Origin of the sequence: Actinomyces urogenitalis, assembly GCF_002861525.1 — a bacterium.
Classification (GTDB): domain Bacteria; phylum Actinomycetota; class Actinomycetes; order Actinomycetales; family Actinomycetaceae; genus Actinomyces; species Actinomyces urogenitalis.
The window spans coordinates 1-19,388 of the sequence record NZ_PKHA01000012.1 but is presented as its reverse complement, the minus strand read 5'-3'; the positions used below and the strand labels follow the sequence as shown (position 1 = coordinate 19,388).

At 68.7% G+C, this 19,388-nt stretch carries 17 protein-coding genes, 1 tRNA gene and 1 pseudogene; 5 read left to right on the top strand and 14 right to left on the bottom strand.

The window, feature by feature from the left end:
* Positions 1-104: 104 nt before the first annotated feature.
* From CYJ26_RS09520 to CYJ26_RS09500, 5 genes are all read right to left on the bottom strand, one after another.
* Positions 105-980, bottom strand: a complete 876-nt coding sequence (locus tag CYJ26_RS09520) for a hypothetical protein (protein WP_101638328.1) — start codon at positions 978-980, stop codon at positions 105-107.
* 8 nt (positions 981-988) lie between these two features.
* A complete protein-coding gene (locus CYJ26_RS09515) occupies positions 989-1,294 on the bottom strand; it encodes a hypothetical protein (RefSeq protein WP_006548851.1) in 306 nt (101 codons plus the stop codon).
* Positions 1,295-1,775: 481 nt separating this feature from the next.
* Positions 1,776-2,759, bottom strand: coding sequence for a ribose-phosphate diphosphokinase (locus CYJ26_RS09510; protein WP_006548850.1), 984 nt, complete (start codon positions 2,757-2,759; stop codon positions 1,776-1,778).
* Between the two features lie 66 nt (positions 2,760-2,825).
* Positions 2,826-3,866 carry a bifunctional UDP-N-acetylglucosamine diphosphorylase/glucosamine-1-phosphate N-acetyltransferase GlmU gene (locus tag CYJ26_RS09505; protein WP_101638327.1) on the bottom strand — a complete coding sequence of 347 codons (1,041 nt, stop codon included), beginning with the start codon at positions 3,864-3,866 and terminating at the stop codon, positions 2,826-2,828.
* 135 nt (positions 3,867-4,001) lie between these two features.
* Positions 4,002-4,073: transfer RNA gene (locus CYJ26_RS09500), tRNA-Gln, on the bottom strand.
* A gap of 135 nt (positions 4,074-4,208) precedes the next feature.
* Between CYJ26_RS09500 and CYJ26_RS09495 the strand changes: the two genes are divergently transcribed.
* On the top strand, positions 4,209-4,838 hold the full coding sequence (locus CYJ26_RS09495; RefSeq protein WP_006548848.1) for a TetR/AcrR family transcriptional regulator: 630 nt from the start codon (positions 4,209-4,211) through the stop codon (positions 4,836-4,838).
* A 158-nt stretch (positions 4,839-4,996) separates the two neighbouring features.
* Here the strand turns inward: CYJ26_RS09495 and CYJ26_RS09490 are convergent, their stop codons facing one another.
* From CYJ26_RS09490 to metG, 7 genes are all read right to left on the bottom strand, one after another.
* On the bottom strand, positions 4,997-6,883 hold the full coding sequence (locus CYJ26_RS09490; protein ID WP_101638326.1) for an ABC-F family ATP-binding cassette domain-containing protein: 1,887 nt from the start codon (positions 6,881-6,883) through the stop codon (positions 4,997-4,999).
* Positions 6,883-7,923 carry a 4-(cytidine 5'-diphospho)-2-C-methyl-D-erythritol kinase gene (locus CYJ26_RS09485; RefSeq protein ID WP_024036623.1) on the bottom strand — a complete coding sequence of 347 codons (1,041 nt, stop codon included), beginning with the start codon at positions 7,921-7,923 and terminating at the stop codon, positions 6,883-6,885. The genes CYJ26_RS09490 and CYJ26_RS09485 overlap by 1 nt, the downstream gene beginning before the upstream one ends.
* Entirely contained in the window at positions 7,920-8,852 is a 933-nt protein-coding gene (gene rsmA / locus CYJ26_RS09480; protein WP_006548844.1) for a 16S rRNA (adenine(1518)-N(6)/adenine(1519)-N(6))-dimethyltransferase RsmA, read from the bottom strand. The genes CYJ26_RS09485 and rsmA overlap by 4 nt, the downstream gene beginning before the upstream one ends.
* A 41-nt stretch (positions 8,853-8,893) precedes the next feature.
* Complete coding sequence (locus CYJ26_RS11155; RefSeq protein WP_276327965.1) at positions 8,894-9,730, bottom strand: resuscitation-promoting factor; 837 nt, start codon at positions 9,728-9,730, stop codon at positions 8,894-8,896.
* A 173-nt stretch (positions 9,731-9,903) separates the two neighbouring features.
* Positions 9,904-10,812: an aggregation-promoting factor C-terminal-like domain-containing protein gene (locus CYJ26_RS09470; protein ID WP_034236213.1), complete on the bottom strand. Its 909-nt coding sequence runs from the start codon at positions 10,810-10,812 to the stop codon at positions 9,904-9,906.
* 100 nt (positions 10,813-10,912) lie between these two features.
* Positions 10,913-11,908, bottom strand: coding sequence for a TatD family hydrolase (locus CYJ26_RS09465; RefSeq protein ID WP_052039813.1), 996 nt, complete (start codon positions 11,906-11,908; stop codon positions 10,913-10,915).
* A gap of 15 nt (positions 11,909-11,923) precedes the next feature.
* On the bottom strand, positions 11,924-13,765 hold the full coding sequence (gene metG / locus CYJ26_RS09460; RefSeq protein ID WP_034236214.1) for a methionine--tRNA ligase: 1,842 nt from the start codon (positions 13,763-13,765) through the stop codon (positions 11,924-11,926).
* Between the two features lie 160 nt (positions 13,766-13,925).
* Between metG and CYJ26_RS09455 the strand changes: the two genes are divergently transcribed.
* Positions 13,926-14,657: a hypothetical protein gene (locus tag CYJ26_RS09455; protein WP_024035104.1), complete on the top strand. Its 732-nt coding sequence runs from the start codon at positions 13,926-13,928 to the stop codon at positions 14,655-14,657.
* Positions 14,658-14,784: 127 nt separating this feature from the next.
* Here the strand turns inward: CYJ26_RS09455 and rsmI are convergent, their stop codons facing one another.
* Positions 14,785-15,699: a 16S rRNA (cytidine(1402)-2'-O)-methyltransferase gene (gene rsmI, locus CYJ26_RS09450; protein WP_006548837.1), complete on the bottom strand. Its 915-nt coding sequence runs from the start codon at positions 15,697-15,699 to the stop codon at positions 14,785-14,787.
* Positions 15,700-15,733: 34 nt separating this feature from the next.
* Between rsmI and CYJ26_RS09445 the strand changes: the two genes are divergently transcribed.
* The 3 genes from CYJ26_RS09445 to CYJ26_RS09435 all read left to right on the top strand — a co-directional run bounded on the left by CYJ26_RS09445 (position 15,734) and on the right by CYJ26_RS09435 (position 19,133).
* Entirely contained in the window at positions 15,734-17,653 is a 1,920-nt protein-coding gene (locus CYJ26_RS09445) for a dolichyl-phosphate-mannose--protein mannosyltransferase (protein ID WP_244902063.1), read from the top strand.
* Between the two features lie 404 nt (positions 17,654-18,057).
* On the top strand, positions 18,058-18,681 hold the full coding sequence (locus CYJ26_RS09440; RefSeq protein ID WP_101638323.1) for a hypothetical protein: 624 nt from the start codon (positions 18,058-18,060) through the stop codon (positions 18,679-18,681).
* A 62-nt stretch (positions 18,682-18,743) separates the two neighbouring features.
* The gene (locus CYJ26_RS09435) at positions 18,744-19,133 is read left to right on the top strand and encodes a hypothetical protein (protein WP_006548834.1); all 390 of its coding nucleotides are present in this window, start codon (positions 18,744-18,746) and stop codon (positions 19,131-19,133) included.
* Between the two features lie 84 nt (positions 19,134-19,217).
* Here the strand turns inward: CYJ26_RS09435 and CYJ26_RS09430 are convergent.
* Positions 19,218-19,388, bottom strand: a pseudogene (locus CYJ26_RS09430) (IS3 family transposase); the annotation flags it as partial.

The following is a 19,388-nucleotide window of genomic DNA, read 5'->3' as shown; positions in this document are numbered from 1 at the left end:
CGCCATACACGCGGGAAGGAAGGGAGGAGCTCCCGCAAGCCGGTCAGCTCCGCCACCCTGTGGTCATACACGCGGGAAGGACGGGAGGAAGAACAAGCAACGCCTCACACCCCAGCAGTCTCAAACAACGAGGGAACCACCCCATCATCTGCTGCTTCTTCGAAGTTCTCACTCATCACGTCAAGAACCTCGTTCAACACAGACAGCAGGCTCTTGGCCAAAGGCTCGTCACCATTGAGAAGGTCGAGAGTCTGCCCAGAGACACCGCGTGGAGACAGGGGCTCAACGAGCAAGATGCCCGATAACCCTCGCCCGTGCTCCAGCCGCTTTCCGACGATTGATCGGCTCATCATGCGATCCGCAACGTTCTCAGCGTCGAGAGGATCCAGCCCATATTCTTCGACCGCGCTTCTCACCCACTCGTCCCGATCACCCGACAACCCCGTGACAACTGCCGCACCGTTCTCCCATACCTGCGCGATCACCCCAACGTTGTCCGGATAACGAACCCGTCCCGCCGTATCAAGCTTTGGGTTGCGCGAAGCCCGAGCAACCTGGACGAAACCGCCATCCCGATGGAAGTACACCGTGACACGTGCCTCTGTAGGACGGGCAACAGTGTGGACAAAGAGCTCCATCGCGACCACACGCACCGCCTCGCGCAGCTCCCGGCGCCAACGCTCCTGGTGCTCAGATAGCCGATCGGCCTCGGCTAACAGCTGTTCTCGCGTTGGTCGGATTCTGACCTTCCACACCACTGACACGATCATGAGCACGATCGCCAAGACCAGAGCAGTCAGCCACCACCATGTACGTCCGTGCCACCCGGTGCTGTCCTCACCGTTGAAAAGGCTCGGAATGAGAAGAAGAAGCGCCGCCAGCAGCGAGAGCAGATCACTAGCGTTGCCCTCGATCCACCGGCGAGCCCGCAGCGTCAGAATTCTGTCTGTCGACGGCTCACCGCGCGGTCCACTCCCCATGACGACACCTATGCATATGTCAGCGAGGACTGACGCTGCACGAGTCCATCCGCCCGTTGACCCATGAGGTTCATGGCTGTGTCATAAATCCGGTCAGCGCGATCAGCGGCCGCTTGCGCTCCTTCCGCCTCCACACGAAGCGTGACAACCACTGAGCACAGGGATGACGCCGCCCGCACGTCATCGACGCAGACATCAGCAACATCCCGAACCGCCTCGACGAACATCTCGCGAAGAAGATCAGTCATCTCGTGCAGCTGATGCTGGTCTGAGACGCGCACGTAGGTTGTGGTCAGATAAGTCCGCTGTGCCATGTTGCCCCCCTCCCCGCTCCGGGCTGCTGACCTCCACACTACGGCACGACGCCGCGCTCTCTCCACAGCACCACAGGTGCATCTGCACGATCCCCAGCCTGTCCGTGGTTTCCCTTCCCCCGCCACCCTTTCCCTTCCGTCGCCGCCCCTTCCCGTCCTCCGCCACCCCGCAGCGCGCGCAGAGGGGGTGCGAAGGAAACAAAGGGGTAGCGGCAGAAGGAGAGAGGTAGCGACCGCAGACGACGGGTAGCGACAAAAACAGAGGGGCAGCAACAACACGGACCAGACCCACACCCACAACGACGCCGCGCCACCACAAGCTGGTGACGCGGCGTCATACACGTGGGAAGGAAGGGAGGAGCTCCCGCAAGTCGGTCAGCTCCGCCATCCTGCAGTCGTACACGCGGGAAGGCAGGGAGGAAGAGCAGGCAACGCCTCAGACCCCGGTTACCTCACGCAAGGAAACCCGGCAGGCAACGCCTCACACCCCAGCAGTCTCGAACAGCGAGGTCACCGACCCGTCGTCGAAGACGGCGCGGATCGCCCGGGCCAGCAGCGGGGCGATCGGCAGCACCGTCAGCTGGTCGAAGCGCTTGACCTCAGAGATCGGCAGGGTGTCGGTGATGACAACCTCACGCGCACCCGAGGTGGACAGACGCTCCACGGCCGGGCCGGAGAGCACGCCGTGCGTGGCCGCGACGATGACGTCCTTGGCGCCGGAGTCCAGCAGCACCTTGACCGCCTTGGCGATGGTGCCGCCGGTGTCGATCATGTCATCAACCAGGACGCAGGAGCGACCCGCGACCTCACCAACCACGCGGTTGGCCACCGACTCGTTGGGCCGGGTGATGTCACGCGTCTTGTGGACGAAGGCCAGCGGCGTGCCTCCCAGGGAGTTCGCCCAGCGCTCAGCCACACGGATACGGCCCGCATCCGGCGAGACCACGGTGGTGTTGGCAGGATCAACCCGGCCGCGGATGTAGTCCACGAGAACCGGCTGGGCCCACAGGTGGTCCCAGGGCCCGTCGAAGAAGCCCTGCTCCTGGCTGGTGTGCAGGTCCACACTCATGAGGCGGTCGGCACCGGCCTGCTTGTACAGGTCCGCCACCAGGCGCGCGCTGATGGGCTCACGCCCCAGGTGCTTCTTGTCCTGGCGGGCGTAGGGGAAGAAGGGCGCCACCACGCTGATACGCTTGGCCGAGGCGCGCTTGAGCGCGTCGACCATGATGAGCTGCTCCATGAGCCAGTCGTTGACGCGGTCGCCGTGAGACTGCATGACGAACACGTCGCAGCCACGTACGGACTCGTTGAAGCGGACGTAGGTCTCGCCGTTGGCAAAGTCGTAGGAGGTCGAGGACAGCACCTCCGTCCCCAGCTCGGCTGCGACGTCGGCCGCCAGCTGGGGGTGCGCGCGCCCCGAGACGATGACGAGTCGCTTCTCGCCGCTGGTGATGATGCCCGTCATGAGCGAGTACCCCTCTCGAGTCCCCTGGGGACCTGGTTCCTGCGTGTGGAGTGTCCTGTCACGCGATCAGTGCCGTGCCTGGTCCACGGCAGCTGAGGTCTGTGGTTCGTTGGCGTCAAGCTGGCTGTATGGCGCGACGACGGCGCCTGCCGGGACGTCAGCGTCCTCAAGAATGGAGTATGCCCCGACGACGGCGCCCTGCCCGATGCGGGTGCGTCCATGCACGAGCACACCGGGCTCCAGCATGACGTCCTGGGCCAGCGTGGCGTCCACGTCCACCCAGGTCGAGGCCGGATCGACCACGCCGACGCCCTGAGCCATCCACCGGGCCAGCACGCGCCGATTGAGCTCAGCGCCGAGGCTGGCCAGCTGGGCCCGGTCGTTGCAGCCCTCGACGAGCCAGTGATCGCTCACGGTCAGCGCGGAGGTGGAACGCCCGGCCTGCCAGGCCGCGGCGACGACGTCGGTGAGATAGACCTCGCCCTGGTCGTTGTCCGTACCGAGGCTGGCCAGGGTGCGGCGCAGGAAGGCGGCGTCAAAGACGTAGACACCGGCGTTGATCTCACGCACCGCCCGCTGGGCAGGGGTGGCGTCCCGGTGCTCGACGACGGCGGCCACAGCCAGCGGGTCAGCGTCCGGGGCGCTGGTGGTCGCCCGGATGACGCGGCCGTATCCGGTGGGGTCCTCCAGCTCGGTGGTCAGCAACGTCACGGCGTCACCGCGGTCCACGTGCTGGGCGACCAGCGCCTCCAGTGTGGCCGTGTCCAGCAGGGGGACGTCACCGGAGGTCACGACGACGGCGCCGTCCAGGTCCCCAGGAAGCGCCGCCAGGCCGCAGGCCACGGCGCGCCCGGTCCCGGGGATCTCATCCTGGTCCGCGGGCACAGCATCCGGAGCGACCTGAGCCAGGTGAGCGACGACGGCGTCACGCTGGTGACGCACGACGACGACGAGGTGCTCGGGGTCCAGTCCACGAGCGGCACTGACTGCGTGGCCGACGAGGCTGCGTCCACCGATGCGGTGCAGGACCTTCGGGGTGGCCGAACGCATGCGGGTTCCCTGACCGGCAGCCATGACGATGACGGCAGCGGGGGCAGTGGGTACCACGGGTCCTCTTCTCGCTGGTGAGCGTGCCTGCCCCACGCGCGTGGGGACTGACACGGACGTATCGGGCGCAGTGCAAGGCCATTCTACGACGTCGGGGCGGATGCCACCCACCACGCCCTCCTGGGCCCGCACTCGCTCCGCCCCCAGGGTTCGAACCCGGGCCTCAAGGCTCCAAAGGCCTGCGTGCTGCCACTACACCAGGGCGGATCAGCCGTCGTCATCCTGCCCGTACGAGCGCGGGACGGCAAGGCCGTCACATCCTCTCATGCCCGCGCTGCCGGCGGCGCACGCAGAAGACGGCATGATGGTGTTATGTCGACCAAAGCGAGCAAACGGACCCGGATGAGTGCCAGCGAGAGGCGCGAGCAGCTGATTGACGTCGCCCGCGGCCTGTTTGCCGAGAAGGGCTTTGACGGCACCTCCATCGAAGAGGTCGCCAGCCGCGCCAAGGTCTCCAAGCCCGTGGTCTACGAGCACTTTGGCGGCAAGGAGGGCCTGTACGCCGTCATCGTGGACCGCGAGCTGAGCACGATCTCCTCCACCATCACCGCGGCCCTGTCCTCCCCGGCCCCGCCCTCGGCCGTGGTCGAGCGCGCCGCGCTGGCGCTGCTGACCTACATCGAGGACTCTCCCGACGGCTTCAGGTTGCTGTCCTCCTCCACCGACCGCGCGGCCGGGACGTACTCGACCCTGCTGGCCGACGTCGCGATCCAGGTCTCAGGGATCCTGGCCGAGCAGTTCTCGGCCCACGACCTCGACCCGCGCACCGCGCCGCTGTACGCGCAGATGCTCGTGGGCATCGTCTCCTCACCGGCCTGGTGGTGGCTGGAGAACCGCCGGATGAGCAAGGAGGAGGTGGCTGCCCATATGGTCAACCTCGCCTGGAACGGGCTCAAGGCCATGGAGCCGCGGCCCCAGCTGCGCGAGCACGCCGACAGCGGCGACGACGAAGCCACCAGCACCGGCCAGTAGCGGCTGATCCGGGGCCAGGATCGGCCGCGATGCCAGGGGCGAGGCTGGGGCAGGTGCCTGCAGGCATGGCGGGTCTGGCGGGAGCGGAGCGAGGAACGAGCGACGCGGATGGTAGCCAAAGGCACCTGCCCCAACCTCGCCCGGGCCTTCCCCGTCAGCTACTGCTCCAGGACCTCGGCCGCCTCCAGCCACTGGGTCTCCAGCTCGGCCTGCTCAGCCTCGGCAGCCGCCAGCTGGCGGCCCAGCTCGACCAGCTCCCCCACACGCGCCGGATCGGCGGAGACCTGCTCCATCCTGGCGTGCAGCGCCTCCACCGCCTGGGCGGCCTTGTCCATCTTGCGCTCGATGCGAGCCACGTTCTTCTGGGCCTCACGCCGCGCGGCGCCCGTCAGCCCAGCTGATCCAGCTCCTCCCGCCGCTGCGCCGTCGTTCCCCGCCGATGCCGAGGCCGAGCGGGCGGGGGCGCCTGCGCAGCCCTCAGCCTCGCGCCGCAGCTGGAGGTACTGCTCGACGCCGCCGGGCAGGTCGCGCACGCTCCCATCCCCCAGGAGAGCGACCTGGTGGTCAGTGACGCGCTCCAGGAGGTAGCGGTCGTGAGAGACCACAACCAGCGTGCCGGGGAAGGAGTCGAGGATGTCCTCCACCGCAGCGAGCGTGTCCGTGTCCAGGTCATTGGTGGGCTCATCGAGCAGCAGCACATTGGGCTCGGTCATAAGCAGGCGCAGCAGCTGCAGACGCCTGCGCTCACCGCCGGAGACCTCGCCCACGCGCGTCCAGGCGCGCTGACGCGTAAATCCCAGGCGCTCAACGAGCTGGGCAGCCGTCAGCTCCTTGCCACCCACGCTCACGTGCTCGCTCACCATCGCCACAGCCTCGACCACGCGCATGTCGGCCAGCGAGTCGAGCTCGTGGGTGGACTGAGACAGCGTGGCCACCTTGACGGTCTTGCCGCGCACCACACGCCCCTCGCTCGGCTCCTGGACGCCCTCAAGCAGACGCAGCAGCGTGGTCTTCCCCGCTCCGTTGACACCGACGATCCCCACGCGCTCGCCCGGCGCCAGGCGCCAGGTGACCTTGCGCAGGACCTCACGCTCACCGCCGCCCTCCAGCGGGTAGCGCACGGTGACGTCCTCCAGGTCGAGCACCTTCTTGCCCAGGCGCGCAGTCGCCATGGCCATGAGCTCAACACTGTCGCGCGGCGGCGGGACGTCGGCGATCAGCGCCTCGGCGGCGTTGATGCGGAAGCGGGGCTTGGAGGTGCGCGCGGGCGCGCCCCGGCGCAGCCAGGCCAGCTCCTTGCGCAGGAGGTTCTCCCGCTTCTCAGCGGCGACGGCGGCCTGTCGGGCCCGCTCAGCGCGCGCCAGGACGTAGGCGGCGTAACCGCCGTCGTAGGTCTCGATGCGACCGGGCACCTGAGGGCGACCGCCGCCTGGGTCGATCCCCGGCACGACCTCCCACACATTGGTGCAGATAGCGTCGAGGAACCAGCGGTCGTGGGTGACGGTGACCAGCGCGCCGGTGGAGGCCCGGCGCCCGGAGAAGCGGGTATTGAGGTGCCGGGCCAGCCAGTCCACGCCCTCGACGTCAAGGTGGTTGGTCGGCTCGTCCAGGATGATGACGTCGCTAGGAGCGGTGAGTACGGCCGCGAGCGCGACCCGGCGACGCTGGCCGCCGGAGAGCCGGGCGACCTCGGCGTCCAGGTCGAGGTCCGCCAGCAACCCGGCGTGCACGTCGCGCACGGCCGGGTCGCAGGCCCACACGTGCTCGGGCACGTCGCCGTGGACCGCCTGGCGCACCGTGGCACCGGGGGCAAAGTCGTCAGTCTGGGTGAGCATGGCCACGCGGGTGTCCCCGGCGCGGGTGACGCGTCCGCCGTCGACCGGACGGGTTCCGGCCAGGACTGACAGCAGCGTGGACTTGCCCGCACCGTTGGGGCCGAGCACGCCCACCCGGGTGCCGTCCTCGATACCCAAGGTGACGTCATCGAGCAGGATGCGCGAGCCCACCATGACGCTGATGGACTCCAGGCCAAGCAGGTGCGCCATCAGCCCACCGCCCTCGCGCCTGCCACCGGGGCGTCTGCCCGCACGGTGTCAGCCACCAGCTCGCAGGCCGAAAGCGCACGGGATACGCGCATCGCGGCGCCGGTGTCCGCGACCAGGGCCGCGATGGTGGGGCCGGAACCGGAGACGATGGCCCGCAGCGCGCCGGCGGCCTCGGCGACCTCGATGACCTCGGCGAGCTCAGGGCGCAGGTCGAGGGCGGCAGCCTGCAGGTCGTTGTGCATGGTGGCGGCCAGGGCCCGGGCATCACCGCTGCGTAGGGCGGCGGTGAGCTCCTCGGGGACCGGCTCCGGTGCGGCCGGCTCAGCCTGCCCGGCCGGCGCGCCGACGGCGTCGGGGGCCTGCGTGGGCTGGGCCTCGGCGGCCTCGTGCTGCGCGCGTATCTGGTCCAGGCGGGTAAAAACCTCCGGCGTGGACAGACCCTGCCGCGCCGTGGCAAAGACCCAGTGGTAGGTGCCGCGCGTCATGAGAGGGCTGAGCTGGTCCCCGCGGCCGTGTCCGACGGCGGCCGAGCCGATGAGGGGGAAGGCGCAGTCCGCACCGAGCTGGGTGGCGAGCTCCATGAGCTCACCCAGAGCGAGGCCGGTGCCCCACAGCTGGTTGCAGGCCAGAAGCGTGGCCGCGGCGTCGGCCGAACCACCCGCCATCCCGCCGGCCACCGGCACGCGCTTGCGCACGAGCAGGTCAACGCCCTCCTCCACGCCGGTCTCGCGTGCGAGCAGGCGGGCGGCGCGGACGGCGAGGTTACGCTCGTCAGTGGGGACGGCGTCGTCAGGCTCGGCCAGCGTGAGGGTGACGGCGCCGCGGGCGTCAGCGGCCTGGCGCCGGGCGGTGACGGTCTCGATGAGCCGCACAGCCTGGAACACCGTGGTCAGCGGGTGGTAGCCGTCCGCGCCAGGGGCGCCGCAGGACAGGAAGAGGTTGACCTTGCCGGGGGCCTCGACGCGCACGGAGCTTGCCGAGCCGGCCTTGGGGCCGGCGGCGCGCGGGGCGCCACCGGGGACAACGCGCAGGTGGCTCATCGGGTTGTCTCCTCCTTGGGGTCGGATCCCTGGTCCTCCAGGGCCTCAGCCAGGGCGGCGAAGTCGTGGACGTCGAGGGTCTCGCCACGCCGGGTCGGGTCGATGCCGGCCGCCCGGATCGCAGCCTCGGCTGCCTGCGGGCTCCCAGCGAGGCCGGCCAGGGCCTGGCGCAGGGTCTTGCGTCGCTGGGCGAATGCGGCATCGACGACGGCGAAGACGGCCTCGCGGCTGGCTCGGGTGCTCGGCGGCTCGCGGCGCACCAGCTCCACTAGGGCGGAGTCGACGTTGGGAACCGGCCAGAAGACGGTGCGACCGATGGTGATGGTCCGGCGAGCGGAGGCGTACCAGGCGGCCTTGACCGAGGGCACGCCGTAGACCTTGGAGCCGGGGCCGGCGGCCAGACGGTCGGCGACCTCAGCCTGCACCATGACGGTGACCGACTCCAGGCTCGGCAAGGCGGCCAGCAGGGTCAGCAGGACGGGGACGGCGACGTTGTAGGGCAGGTTGGCCACCAGGCGCGTGGGCAGCGGGTCACCATCGGCGAGCCCGAGAGCGGCGGGGCCGTCAATGCTCAGCGCATCGGCTCCCACCACCCGCAGGCGCCCGGCTGCCTCAGGCATGCGCTGGGCGACGGTCACGGGCAGGGCCTGCGCGAGCGGCGGGTCGATCTCGACGGCGATGACGCTGGCTCCGGCCTCCAGGATGGCCAGGGTGAGCGAGCCCAGGCCTGGGCCGACCTCCAGAACCGTCTCACCGTTGCGCACGCCGGCGGCGCGTACGATGCGGCGCACGGTTCCGGCATCGTGAACGAAGTTCTGCCCCAAGGTCTTGGTGGGGCGCACCCCAAGGGCCTGGCTCAGCGCACGGACGTCGGCAGGCCCAAGGAGACCGGAGGCGGCGCCGTCGGGCTGCACAGTGGGTTCGGGCATGGGGCCAGCGTAACGGCCTGGCCGACCCGAGGGCTGCGGCCTCAGCGCAGGCCCAGGCGTGAGTTGCAGCCGGGCCACTGGCCCCAGCCGGAGCGGGCCTGGAGCTTCTGCGCCATGGCGGTCTGCGCCTCAGCGCTGGCCTCCGAGGGCAGGCCGGTGCCTCCCAGCGCCTGCCAGGTGCTCAGGGAGAACTGATACATGCCGTAGTAGCCGTTACCGGTGTTGGTCGCCGGGTTGCCACCGGACTCGCACTGGGCCAGCGCCGCCCACACATCGCCCGAGGCTGCGCCGGCGCTGGAGTCCGCGGTGGTCGAGGTGGTGGCAGAGGAGGCCGAGGCGGTGCCCACGAGGATGACCTCCTGGGTGGCGGGCGTGACGGTCACCTGGGACAGCACCTCGCGTGAGGCCTCCTGCCCGCCCTGGGACGTGACCTGGTAGGTGGTGCGGACCACGCCGTTGACACCTGCCGTCTTGACCTGGGTCTCCCCCTCGGGCAGGGAGGCGGTCTCCTCGCGAACAGTCTCAAAGGCCTGCTCAGAGTCCTCGGTCACGGTAGAGACCGTGGTCTGAGCACCCGTGACAGTCAGACCGATCGAGGCTGACGCCTCCTGGCCGTCTGTGGCCTGCGCCGCGGACCCGATCCCGGTCAGGCTGGCCCGCGCGGCGCTCAAGGGCGCGATATCGGGGCCGGCTGCCTGGACAGCCGCGTAGGCTCCACCGCTGACCACGATCGCGAGCACGCTGGCGATCCCACCGGCGCGCAGCAGGGAGCTGCGCAGTACGTGGTGGTCGCTCGCCGCAGCGTGGTGGTGAGCGCCGCAGCGCCCGTGCTCGGCGTGGTGAGCGTGCGTGGAATGAGCTGAGGTGCGGTGTCCCACAATGAGAACCGTCCTTTCGTCGGGAGCCATCACGGTAACGAAAAGATCACGACGCGCACAATGAGGCTTCTCACGCCCCGGTTCTCATCGCGAGTGTGCAGGTGCACCCTTGAGTGTGCAGTCCCAAGGTGCACACCCGTGCACCTACCTGCACACTCGCCGGCGCCCAGGAATCAGTACCAGCCGACGCTCTGGGAGTGGGCCCAGGCGCCGCACGGGCTGCCGTAGCGCCCAGAGATGTATCCCAGGCCCCAGGTGATCTGCGTGGCAGGGTTGCTCGCCCAGTCCGAGCCAGCCGAGGCCATCTTCGAGCCGGGCAGCGCCTGAGGAATGCCGTAGGCGCCAGAGGAGGAGTTCTGCGCCTGGTAGTTCCACCTCGACTCGCGGGTCCACAGGTTGACCAGGCAGGAGAACTGCTCGTCCCCCCAGCCGTAGGAGGAGAGCATCGAGCGAGCGATAGCCTGGGCGGAGGCGGCATCCGTACCAGCGGCCGCCAGTCCCGCCGTCGTCGCAGCGGTACCGGTGCCCACGAGGACGACCTCGTCCACCTTCTGACTCACAGTGACCTGGGACAGGACCTCGCGCGAGGTCTCGGTGCCGTCAGTGGTGGTGACCTGGTAGGTCGTGCGGACCACGCCGTTGACGCCTGCGGTCTTGACCTGGGTCTCGCCCTCCAGGAGCGTGTCCGTGCGCTCCTCGACGGTCTCGTAGGGCTGCTCGACGTCCTCAGTCACGGTCGAGACCTGAGACTGTGCGCCCGAGACCGTGAGGCTGGCCGTCTGCGCCGTCGCGCTCTCGGACTGCGCGCCGATCGCTCGCAGCTGGGTCTGCGTCTCACTGAGAGGGCGCACGTCCGTGCCGGAGGCGTTGACCGCGGCGTAGGCACCACCGGAGACGGCCAGCGCCAGGGTGGCAGCGGTACCACCGGCACGCATCATGACGGGCGTCATCGAGGTGCGCGCAGGGCCCTCAGCACGACGGCGGCCGTGGTCACGAGAGCCCGAGGTCAGACTCCGCTGAGCCAGTGCTCCGAGACCGACGAGCGTCGTGCTGACAGAGCTGCTCTGAGAGTGACGACCCACGATTAAACTTCCTCACCTTAGGGGACCGGCAACGACGGTAGCCGATGCACCAGGCTCCCGCAATAAATTTGATCACGAATTGATCACATGCGGCGTGTCCTCACCACATCGACGAGGAACGACGGCGCTCCACGCCTCCGCCCCGTACCTGGCCCGACGGCGCCGCTCGCCAGCGGCCGTACACCGCCTCAGTGTTGCGTGCCAGCATCTGGCACAGCGCAGCCTCATCCACCTCGCGTGAGGCAGCCAGGAAACGGACCGTGTCTCCCATGAGGTAGGAGGCGTTGGGACGCCCGCGCCACGCCTTGGGAGGCAGATAGGGGGCGTCGGTCTCAACCAGGAGCAGCTCGCTCGGAACCAGGGCCAGCGCAGAGCGCAGCTCCTCATTGGCCGGATAGGTCACCGGCCCGGCCACCGAGGCGTACCAGCCGTGCTCGGCGCACGCTCGGGCTAGCTCGGCCCCACCGGAGAAGCAGTGGAAGACGGTGCGCTCAGGGGCGCCGTCGGCCAGGAGCACCTGCACGCAGTCCTCGTGCGCGTCACGGTCGTGGATCTGCAGCGCCAGCCCGAGCTCCTTGGCCAGGGCGATATGCGCCCGGAAGGCCTCGCGCTGGACCTGGCGGCCACGCTCGCCGGTGCGGAAGTAGTCCAGCCCGCTCTCCCCCACGGAGACGACGACGTCCCGGCACTCCCGGATCGTCGCCTCCAGCCGCGCCATGGCGGCGTCCACAGGCTCGTCGTGGTGAGGGGCCGCAGCGGGCTCCAGTCCGTCCGGCCCGACCTCGCGCACGCCGGCGTGGAGCACGGCCTCGTTGGGGTGGACGGCCAGCGCCACGCGCACCCCCGGCAGGCTCCGCGCCAGCTCCACCGAGCCGGCCCAGGTCGGCGTCTCGCAGGCCGAGGTGACCACGCGCGTCACGCCCACCTCGGCCGCCCGAGCCACCAGCTCGGCCGCGGTCAGCGGCTCCTGGCTGCCCGGCCCGCTGGCCGGCAGCCCGGGAACCGGCAGGTGAGTGTGGTTGTCCGTCACCTCACCCGCCAGTGGGGCGACGGCGTCGGCCGGCGGCCAGGAGCGGTCGCGGTGCTTGCGGCTCATCAGCGGCGCGGGCCCTCAGGCGCCGGTGACGTCGTCAGGACGGGAGTCGGCGTACCGGGCCAGCTCCTCCTCCACGATGGCCTCATCGAGCTTGACGAAGACCGGCGAGGGCTTGGCGATCGGGGTACCGACCACCACCTCGTGGCGGCCCCAGGTCGGAGCACCGGTGTAGTCGCCAGTGATGATCGGGTAGCCGTCGCGGCCGTCGAAGGCGGCAGGCAGGACCTCGAGGTCAAGCTCGGCCACCTCCTCGATGTGCGGCATCGGAGCGATCTCGCCCGCACCTCCCAGGATGCGGTCGACGTCGTTGGCCGCGTGGGGCAGGAAGGGGGAGAGCATGAGGTTGAGGTCCGCCACCGCCTGGGCCAGGGTGTGCAAGATCGTGGCCAGGCGCGGCAGCTGCTCCTCGCTCTTGAGCTTGAAGGGCTCGGTGTCCGCCACGTACTTGTTGGCCTCACCCACCAGCCGCATGGCCTCGGCCAGAGCCGCCTTCTGGCGGTGGTGGCGGATGAGCTCGCCGACCGTGGTGAAGCCAGTCTCGATGGAGTCCAGCAGGACGCGGTCGATCTCCTCCAGCTCGCCCGGCTCGGGGATTTCACCGAAGCGCTTGTGGATCATCGAGGCCGTGCGGTTGACCAGGTTGCCCCAGCCGGCCACGAGCTCACCGTTGGTGCGGCGCACGAACTCGGCCCAGGTGAAGTCAGCGTCCGCGGTCTCAGGCCCCGCGGCGGAGATGAAGTAGCGCAGGGCGTCAGCCTGGTAGCGAGCCAGGAAGTCACGCACGTAGATGACGATGCCGTGGGAGGAGGAGAACTTACGTCCCTCCATGGTGAGGAACTCGCTGGAGACCACCTCGGTGGGCAGGTTGAGCACGCCCAGCTCACCGCTGTGCCCACCCTTGTCCCCCTGACCGTTGTAGCCCAGGAGCTCGGCGGGCCAGATCTGGGAGTGGAAGACGATGTTGTCCTTGCCCATGAAGTAGTAGGACAGGGCCTGCGGGTCGTTCCACCACTGGCGCCAGGCCTCGGGGTCCCCGGTGCGCCGGGCCCACTCGATGGAGGCGGACAGGTACCCGATGACGGCGTCGAACCACACGTACAGGCGCTTGGTGGGCTGGTCCTCCCAGCCGGGGACCGGGATCCCCCAGTCGATGTCTCGGGTCATGGCACGCGGGCGGATCTCCTCCAGGATGTTCTTGGAGAAGCGGATGACGTTGGGGCGCCAGGTGCCAGAGGCCTCGCGCTCGTCCAGCCAGGCCCCCAGGGCCTCGGCTAGCGCCGGCAGGTCAAGGAACCAGTGGTTGGACTCGACGAACTCAGGCACCTCACCGTTGATCCGCGAGTGGGGATCGATCAGGTCGGTGGGGTCGAGCTGGTTGCCGCAGGCGTCGCACTGGTCGCCGCGGGCGCCAGGGGTGCCGCAGATGGGGCAGGTGCCCTCGATGTAGCGGTCGGGCAGGGTGCGACCGGTCGACGGGCTGATGGCCGAGCGCGTCACCTGCTCCACCATGTAGCCGTTGTCGCGCACGGTGCGGAACATCTCCTGCACCACCCGGTAGTGGTTGCCGGCGGTGGTGCGGGTGAACAAGTCGTAGGACAGGCCGAGGGCGACCAGGTCCTCCACGATGAGGCGGTTGTTGCGGTCAGCCAGCTCGCGGGCGCTGATGCCCTCCTCGTCGGCCGCCACGAGGATCGGGGTGCCGTGCTCATCCGTGCCCGAGACCATGAGGACGTCGTGACCAGCCATGCGCATGTAGCGGGAGAAGACGTCGGAGGGGACTCCGAAGCCGGCGACGTGACCGATGTGGCGGGGGCCGTTGGCGTAAGGCCAGGCGACCGCGGACAGGATGTGGCTCATGGGGCAAAGCCTATCCCGCCCAGCGCCGGCCCCGTTTCTCCTCCTTGACGCTGCGGCGCCCTCATTCCGCAGGAGGAGGCCCTACGGCGGCCTGGCCCCTACCCTGGGCGCTACAAGCGGCGCCCTGCGCCCCACACGCACTCCGACCAAAGGCCTGACGATGTCCACTCCTCCTGCCTCCGGATCGCCCTACGCCTCCGCACCGCAGACACCACCCGGCCCCTACACGACGCCGGCACCCGCCTACGCTGCGGCACCGCCTACCTCCGTCCCCGGCATCAAGGGAAAGAAGGGGCCGCTCGCCCTCATCATCGTCGGCGTGGTCCTCCTGGTGGCAGCAGCGGCTGTCCTCGTCGGATCGGTCGTCTCCGTCGCCCAGGTCTCCTCGGCCCTGTCCCAGATCCCGTCCGGCAGCGCGGTCGCAGCCGAGCTGAGGACCGGCAGCGTCTACGGCATCTACTCCAGCTCCCTCCCCGCCGCCCAGTGCACGGTGGCCGACCCCGACGGAGTCGAGGTCCCGCTCATCGAGGTCCACTCCTCGATCGAGGTCAACGACCACAAGCTCCTGTCTACCTTCATCCCCACCGTCTCCGGCTCCTACACGATCGCCTGCACGGCCTCCGGCAACGAGCCGATCTTCCTCGGCGAGGCCACCAACGCCAAGGAGATCGGCCGGATGGCCGTTGGCGCCGTCGGATCGGTGCTGGGCGGTTTCCTGGGGGCCGGCCTGCTCATCGGCGGCCTCGTCTGGCTCCTCGTGCGCCGTTCACGCAACCGCAGGATCCTCCAGGCTCAGGCCATGGGGCCGGCCTACTCCCGGCCCGGTTACCCCCAGTCCGTGCCGCAGCCGGGCGTCGCCCCCTACCAGAACGGTCAGCAGTTCCGCCCCTGAGCCCTCCCCTGCTTACCCCGATATCGTGGTCTGAGGGCCTCCGGCAAGCCAGCCCCGGCCCACGCTCCTGAGCCGACGGCGCAGGCAGGCCAAGCCCCCAGGCTCTCGCCGGCGAGCGGGCCCAGGATCAGTCCTGGGCCCGCTCGTCGCGTAGCGCGAGCGCAGCCCGGTAGACCTCATTCGGGCGCAGCCCCGACTGTCGGGCCACCTCAGCGGCGGCCGTCTTGAGCCGCTGTCCGGCGTCAGCCAGAGCCAGGGCCTGGCGGGCGGCGTCGCGCGGATCGGCCTGCACCGACTGTCCCCCGGCCACCACCAGGACGATCTCACCCAGGGCACCGGCCGCCGTCGCCGCCGCGAGTTCACCCAGTGTGGCGCGACGCACCTCCTCGTAGGTCTTGGTCAGTTCACGGCACATCGCCGCCTGCCGCCCGGCCCCCAGAACCTCGGCCATGACCTCCAGGGTGGCATGGACACGGCGGGGCGACTCAAAGAAGACCATGGTGCGTTCCTCGCCGGCCAGCTGCTCCAGGGCGCGGCGCTGCTCGCCAGGCTTACGAGGCAGGAAGCCCTCGAAGCAGAAGCGGTCCGAGGCAAGACCGGACAAGGCGAGGGCGGTGAGCACCGCAGAGGGACCGGGGGCCACGGTGACGGGGACACCCGCCTGCGCTGCCGCGGTGACGAGCCGGTAGCCGGGGTCGGAGACGGAGGGCATCCCGGCATCAGAGACCATGAGGACGCGCTGGCCGGCTCGGGCCGCCTCGATCAGCTCGCCGGCGCGCTCGCGCTCGTTGTGCTCGTGGAAGGCGATGACGCGCCCGGCTACGTGGATGCCCAGGCGCTGAGCGAGGTTGAGCAGCCGACGCGTGTCCTCGGCCGCGATGAGGTCGGCCTCGGCGAGTCCCGCGCACAGCCGCTGCGAGGCATCCGCGACGTTGCCGATCGGCGTGGCCGCCAGCGTAATGACGCCGGCGCGCGGGGCGGCCGGTGCCTCCTGCGTCGCAGGCGTGGAGTCGGCACGATCAGGGTGCGGGGCCTCAGTCATGGGCTCAGTATGGCTGGTTCCCTAGACTCGCGGCGTGAACGAGCCAGCAGCCGTGCCCCCTTCCGCCCCGAGCCCTTCGGAGGGCGACAGGCCTGAGCCGACGGCGCAGGCCGAGCAGGTCACAGCCGCCACCGCGCAGGTCCCGCAGGCCGCCATCGAGGAGCTGACTGACGGCCTCGACGGGGACAGCGGCGAGGCAGGCAACATCGAGCCCGCTGAGCCGCAGCCGCGTAGCGAGACCTTCCTGCGCGAACGCCTGGGACTGAATCCTCTGGGCTGGACGCTGGCACCCGCCGTGCGCCTGCGCGGCTGGGTGGTGACGGCCGTGGTGACAGTGGTGGCGGCGCTGACGCGCCTGATCAGCCTGAGCCATCCCCACTCGCTCATGTTCGACGAGATCTACTACGTCAAGGACGCCTACGCCCTGTGGCACAACGGCTACGAGTCGACCTGGAAGGACGGGGCGGACGCCCTGTTCGCCAAGGGGGACTTCTCAGCCCTGACGACGGACCCCTCCTACATCGTCCACCCGCAGCTGGGGAAGTGGCTCATTGGGCTGGGGATGGAGATCTTTGGGGCGGACTCCTCCTTTGGCTGGCGCTTCATGCCCGCGGTGGCCGGGATCCTCACCGTGGCGCTGCTGGCCCGGCTCACGCTCCGGCTCACCCACTCTCCGGCCCTGGCCGGGGTGGCAGGACTGCTGCTGGCGGTCGACGGCGTCGGGATCACCGAGTCGCGCATCGGCCTGCTGGACGTGTTCATCGGGCTGTTCGGGCTGCTGACCGTCTACTGCCTGGTGCGTGACCGCGAGTGGTTCCGCTCCCGGCTCGCTGCCGGGCTCGATGGGACCCTGCCCGGCGCCTGGGCTCCACTTCCGCTGCTGCGGCCCTGGCTGCTGGCAGCAGGGCTGAACGCAGGACTGACCTGCTCGATCAAGTGGTCCGGCGCCTACCTGCTAGCCGCGGTGGGAATCCTCGTGGTGGTCTGGGACCTCACGGCCCTGCGTCGGCTTGAGGCGCGCAGCTGGCTGGCTGACGGCATCCTCCACCGTGGAGGCCTGGACTTCCTCCACCTGGTGCCCGTGGCCTTTGCCGTGTACGTGGCCGGCTGGTGGTCATGGTTCACGCACGCGGGCGCCTACAAGCACGGGTGGGCCGAGCAGATGCGCCAGGCGGGCACGCCCGTGCGGTCCTGGCTGCCTGACTCCCTCAACGACCTGCTGGAGTACCACCTGTCCATGTACCGCTTCCACGTCAGCCTGGACTCCACCCACCCGTATATGTCCAAGCCGATCGGCTGGCTGGTGCAGTGGCGCCCGACCTCCTTCTACTGGCGGGGAACCGAGGAGATGACGGGGGCAGGCTGCGGCTCGGACCAGTGCGTCCAGGCCGTGACCTCGATCGGGAACATCGCCGTGTGGTGGAGCGCCGTGGTGGCGCTCGCCTTCTGCCTGGTCGTGCTGGCATGGCGACGGCGTGACTGGCGCATGTGGGCGGCGCTCATCGGGTACGTAGGCCTGTACCTGCCCTGGTTCCTCTACGGTGACCGCACGATCTTCACCTTCTACACGGTGGCCTTCGTGCCCTTCGTGGTCCTCGTACTCACCTTGGCCCTCGGGGTGATGACCGGCTGGCTGAGGCCCGTTCCCGGCTCTCCTCTGGCCCTGGCGCAGGAGGGCGCTCTGGCAGAGGGCAGGATCGGTCCCGAGCGTCCCGCGCCGCGGGGCTGGCTCGCGACCCAGGTGGGATTCGGGATGCGCCCAACGCGGCGCGGCCTACCCGAGGCCTGGACCGGGGTACCGGTGTGGCGCACACGAACCGAGGGCGTGTGGCTGGTGGGAGCCGTAGTCGTCGCAGCACTGGTCTGTGCTGTGCTGTGGTGGCCGATCTGGACGGGCCAGACCGTGAGCTACAGCTTCTGGCGCATGCATATGTGGCTCGGCTCCTGGATCTGAGCAGCCGGCACGCGGCACGCAAGCCCCCGGGCGGCGCCCAGCTCACCACAGCAGGTGAACCGGGTACCCCCGGGGGCTTGCCCGTGCGCGCTCCAGGCTCTCGGTTCGCCTGGCGACGCCGCTTGCTGCACCCTTCGCCCGTCACTTAGCCTTTTCATGACCTGTACACAGTCCTTGGCCTCCCCGACTTTCCCTCTCCCTCCCCTGACTGGCTGCGGCCGAGCCTTCAACCTGGAAGGACAGCAGGCATGACACGCGTCGTGCGCTCACCCTTAGCGCTGTTCACGCTGCTCCTGGCAGTAGCGTCCCTCGTACTACCCCCCCCCCGCACAGCATCTGCCACTGATAGCAGCGGCAGAGCTGAGAACTAGGCCGCCGAGAACTCAACTCTCGCCTCCGTCAAGATGACGCCGGCCGATGAGAACCCGCTGACCAATCAGAACCTCACCTTCGAGGTTGAGACCGCTATCGAGATCAACAAGGACAGCACCTACAGTGGCTTCACGAACACAGTGGTGCACCACGAGTTTCTGATCACAAAGACCTCGGCGAGTTACACCACCATGGACGGCTGGGTCTTTGATGGCGCCTATAACGTCGATGGCTACCAATCATGGCTATTGAACACCAAGATCAAAACGGTCGTTATTGATGATATCCCCTACGTCACACTAAGTGGTGACCAGACGGTCGTAGACTCCAACCCGGGTGTCTCCACAAACACTCTTGTGATCACCCAGGCAAGGACGGGCAACAAAGATGAAGTGACGGTTAAACGCACCTCATGGCTGGTTGAGGACAGCGAGCAGAGCGCCAAGACCTCCGAAGTCCCTCAATCCGTTTCTGGAACGGTGGAGGGTCACTACAATCTCTTCAATAGCACACAGGACCCCGAGATGATGGGCTCAAGCTCTCCGGTTACTACAACGCAACGACAGGCGCGTTCTACGCCACCAAGTCGGCACGCGACGCTGCTGGGGACAGTGCAGCCGTATATGGCCGCTTTTACTCGGTTCTGTCCTTTGTGATGCCAACTGGCGTTAAACACGATACGGGTTCCGTTGGGGAGGGCAACGAACGCCTTGACCCGATGATCGCTCAGACCTGGATTCTCAATTATGGGCTGACCGTTGAGCGCGATGGCGAGCAGATTCCCGTGACGGATCCGAGCCAGACCCCCAAGCTCGTCGACATCAAGCTTGTCAACGACAAGAGCCTCACTGGTTTCTTCGGGCGGGATATGACCCTAGGCGGCATCCTTGGTATGCGCGCAGAGGATTTTGGAAAGGCTTCGATGGGACCCATCTTCGTCACCGAAGGCGATGGCCCTCGTTGGTACCGAGCCAATCAGGGACTCAGCGTCACAGACGATGGTTCGAAACTTCAGATGTCTGTCACCAATGGGACTAAGGGGCGCAACTACGGCGTCTTTCACTGGCTCTTCAGAGTTGAGTGTGGGCGCGCCGGTGATGGGGGGTAGCTGGGGATAGACGTCGGGGTCCTCGATGATGAGCGGACTTCTACCCCCGCTGGGGACTGCTGAAGGTTTGGTTGACCTCCGGGTTTATGCCGCCAGTGTTGCGGTTGGTTTCATGATGAGTTCGAACTCGACGGGGGTGAGTTTCCCGAGCCGGCGTTGACGGCGTTTGCGGTGGTACTTCCCCTCGATCCAGGACACGATCGCCAGCCGTAGTTCCTCTCGTGTGCTCCAGGACCGTCGGTCGAGGACGTTCTT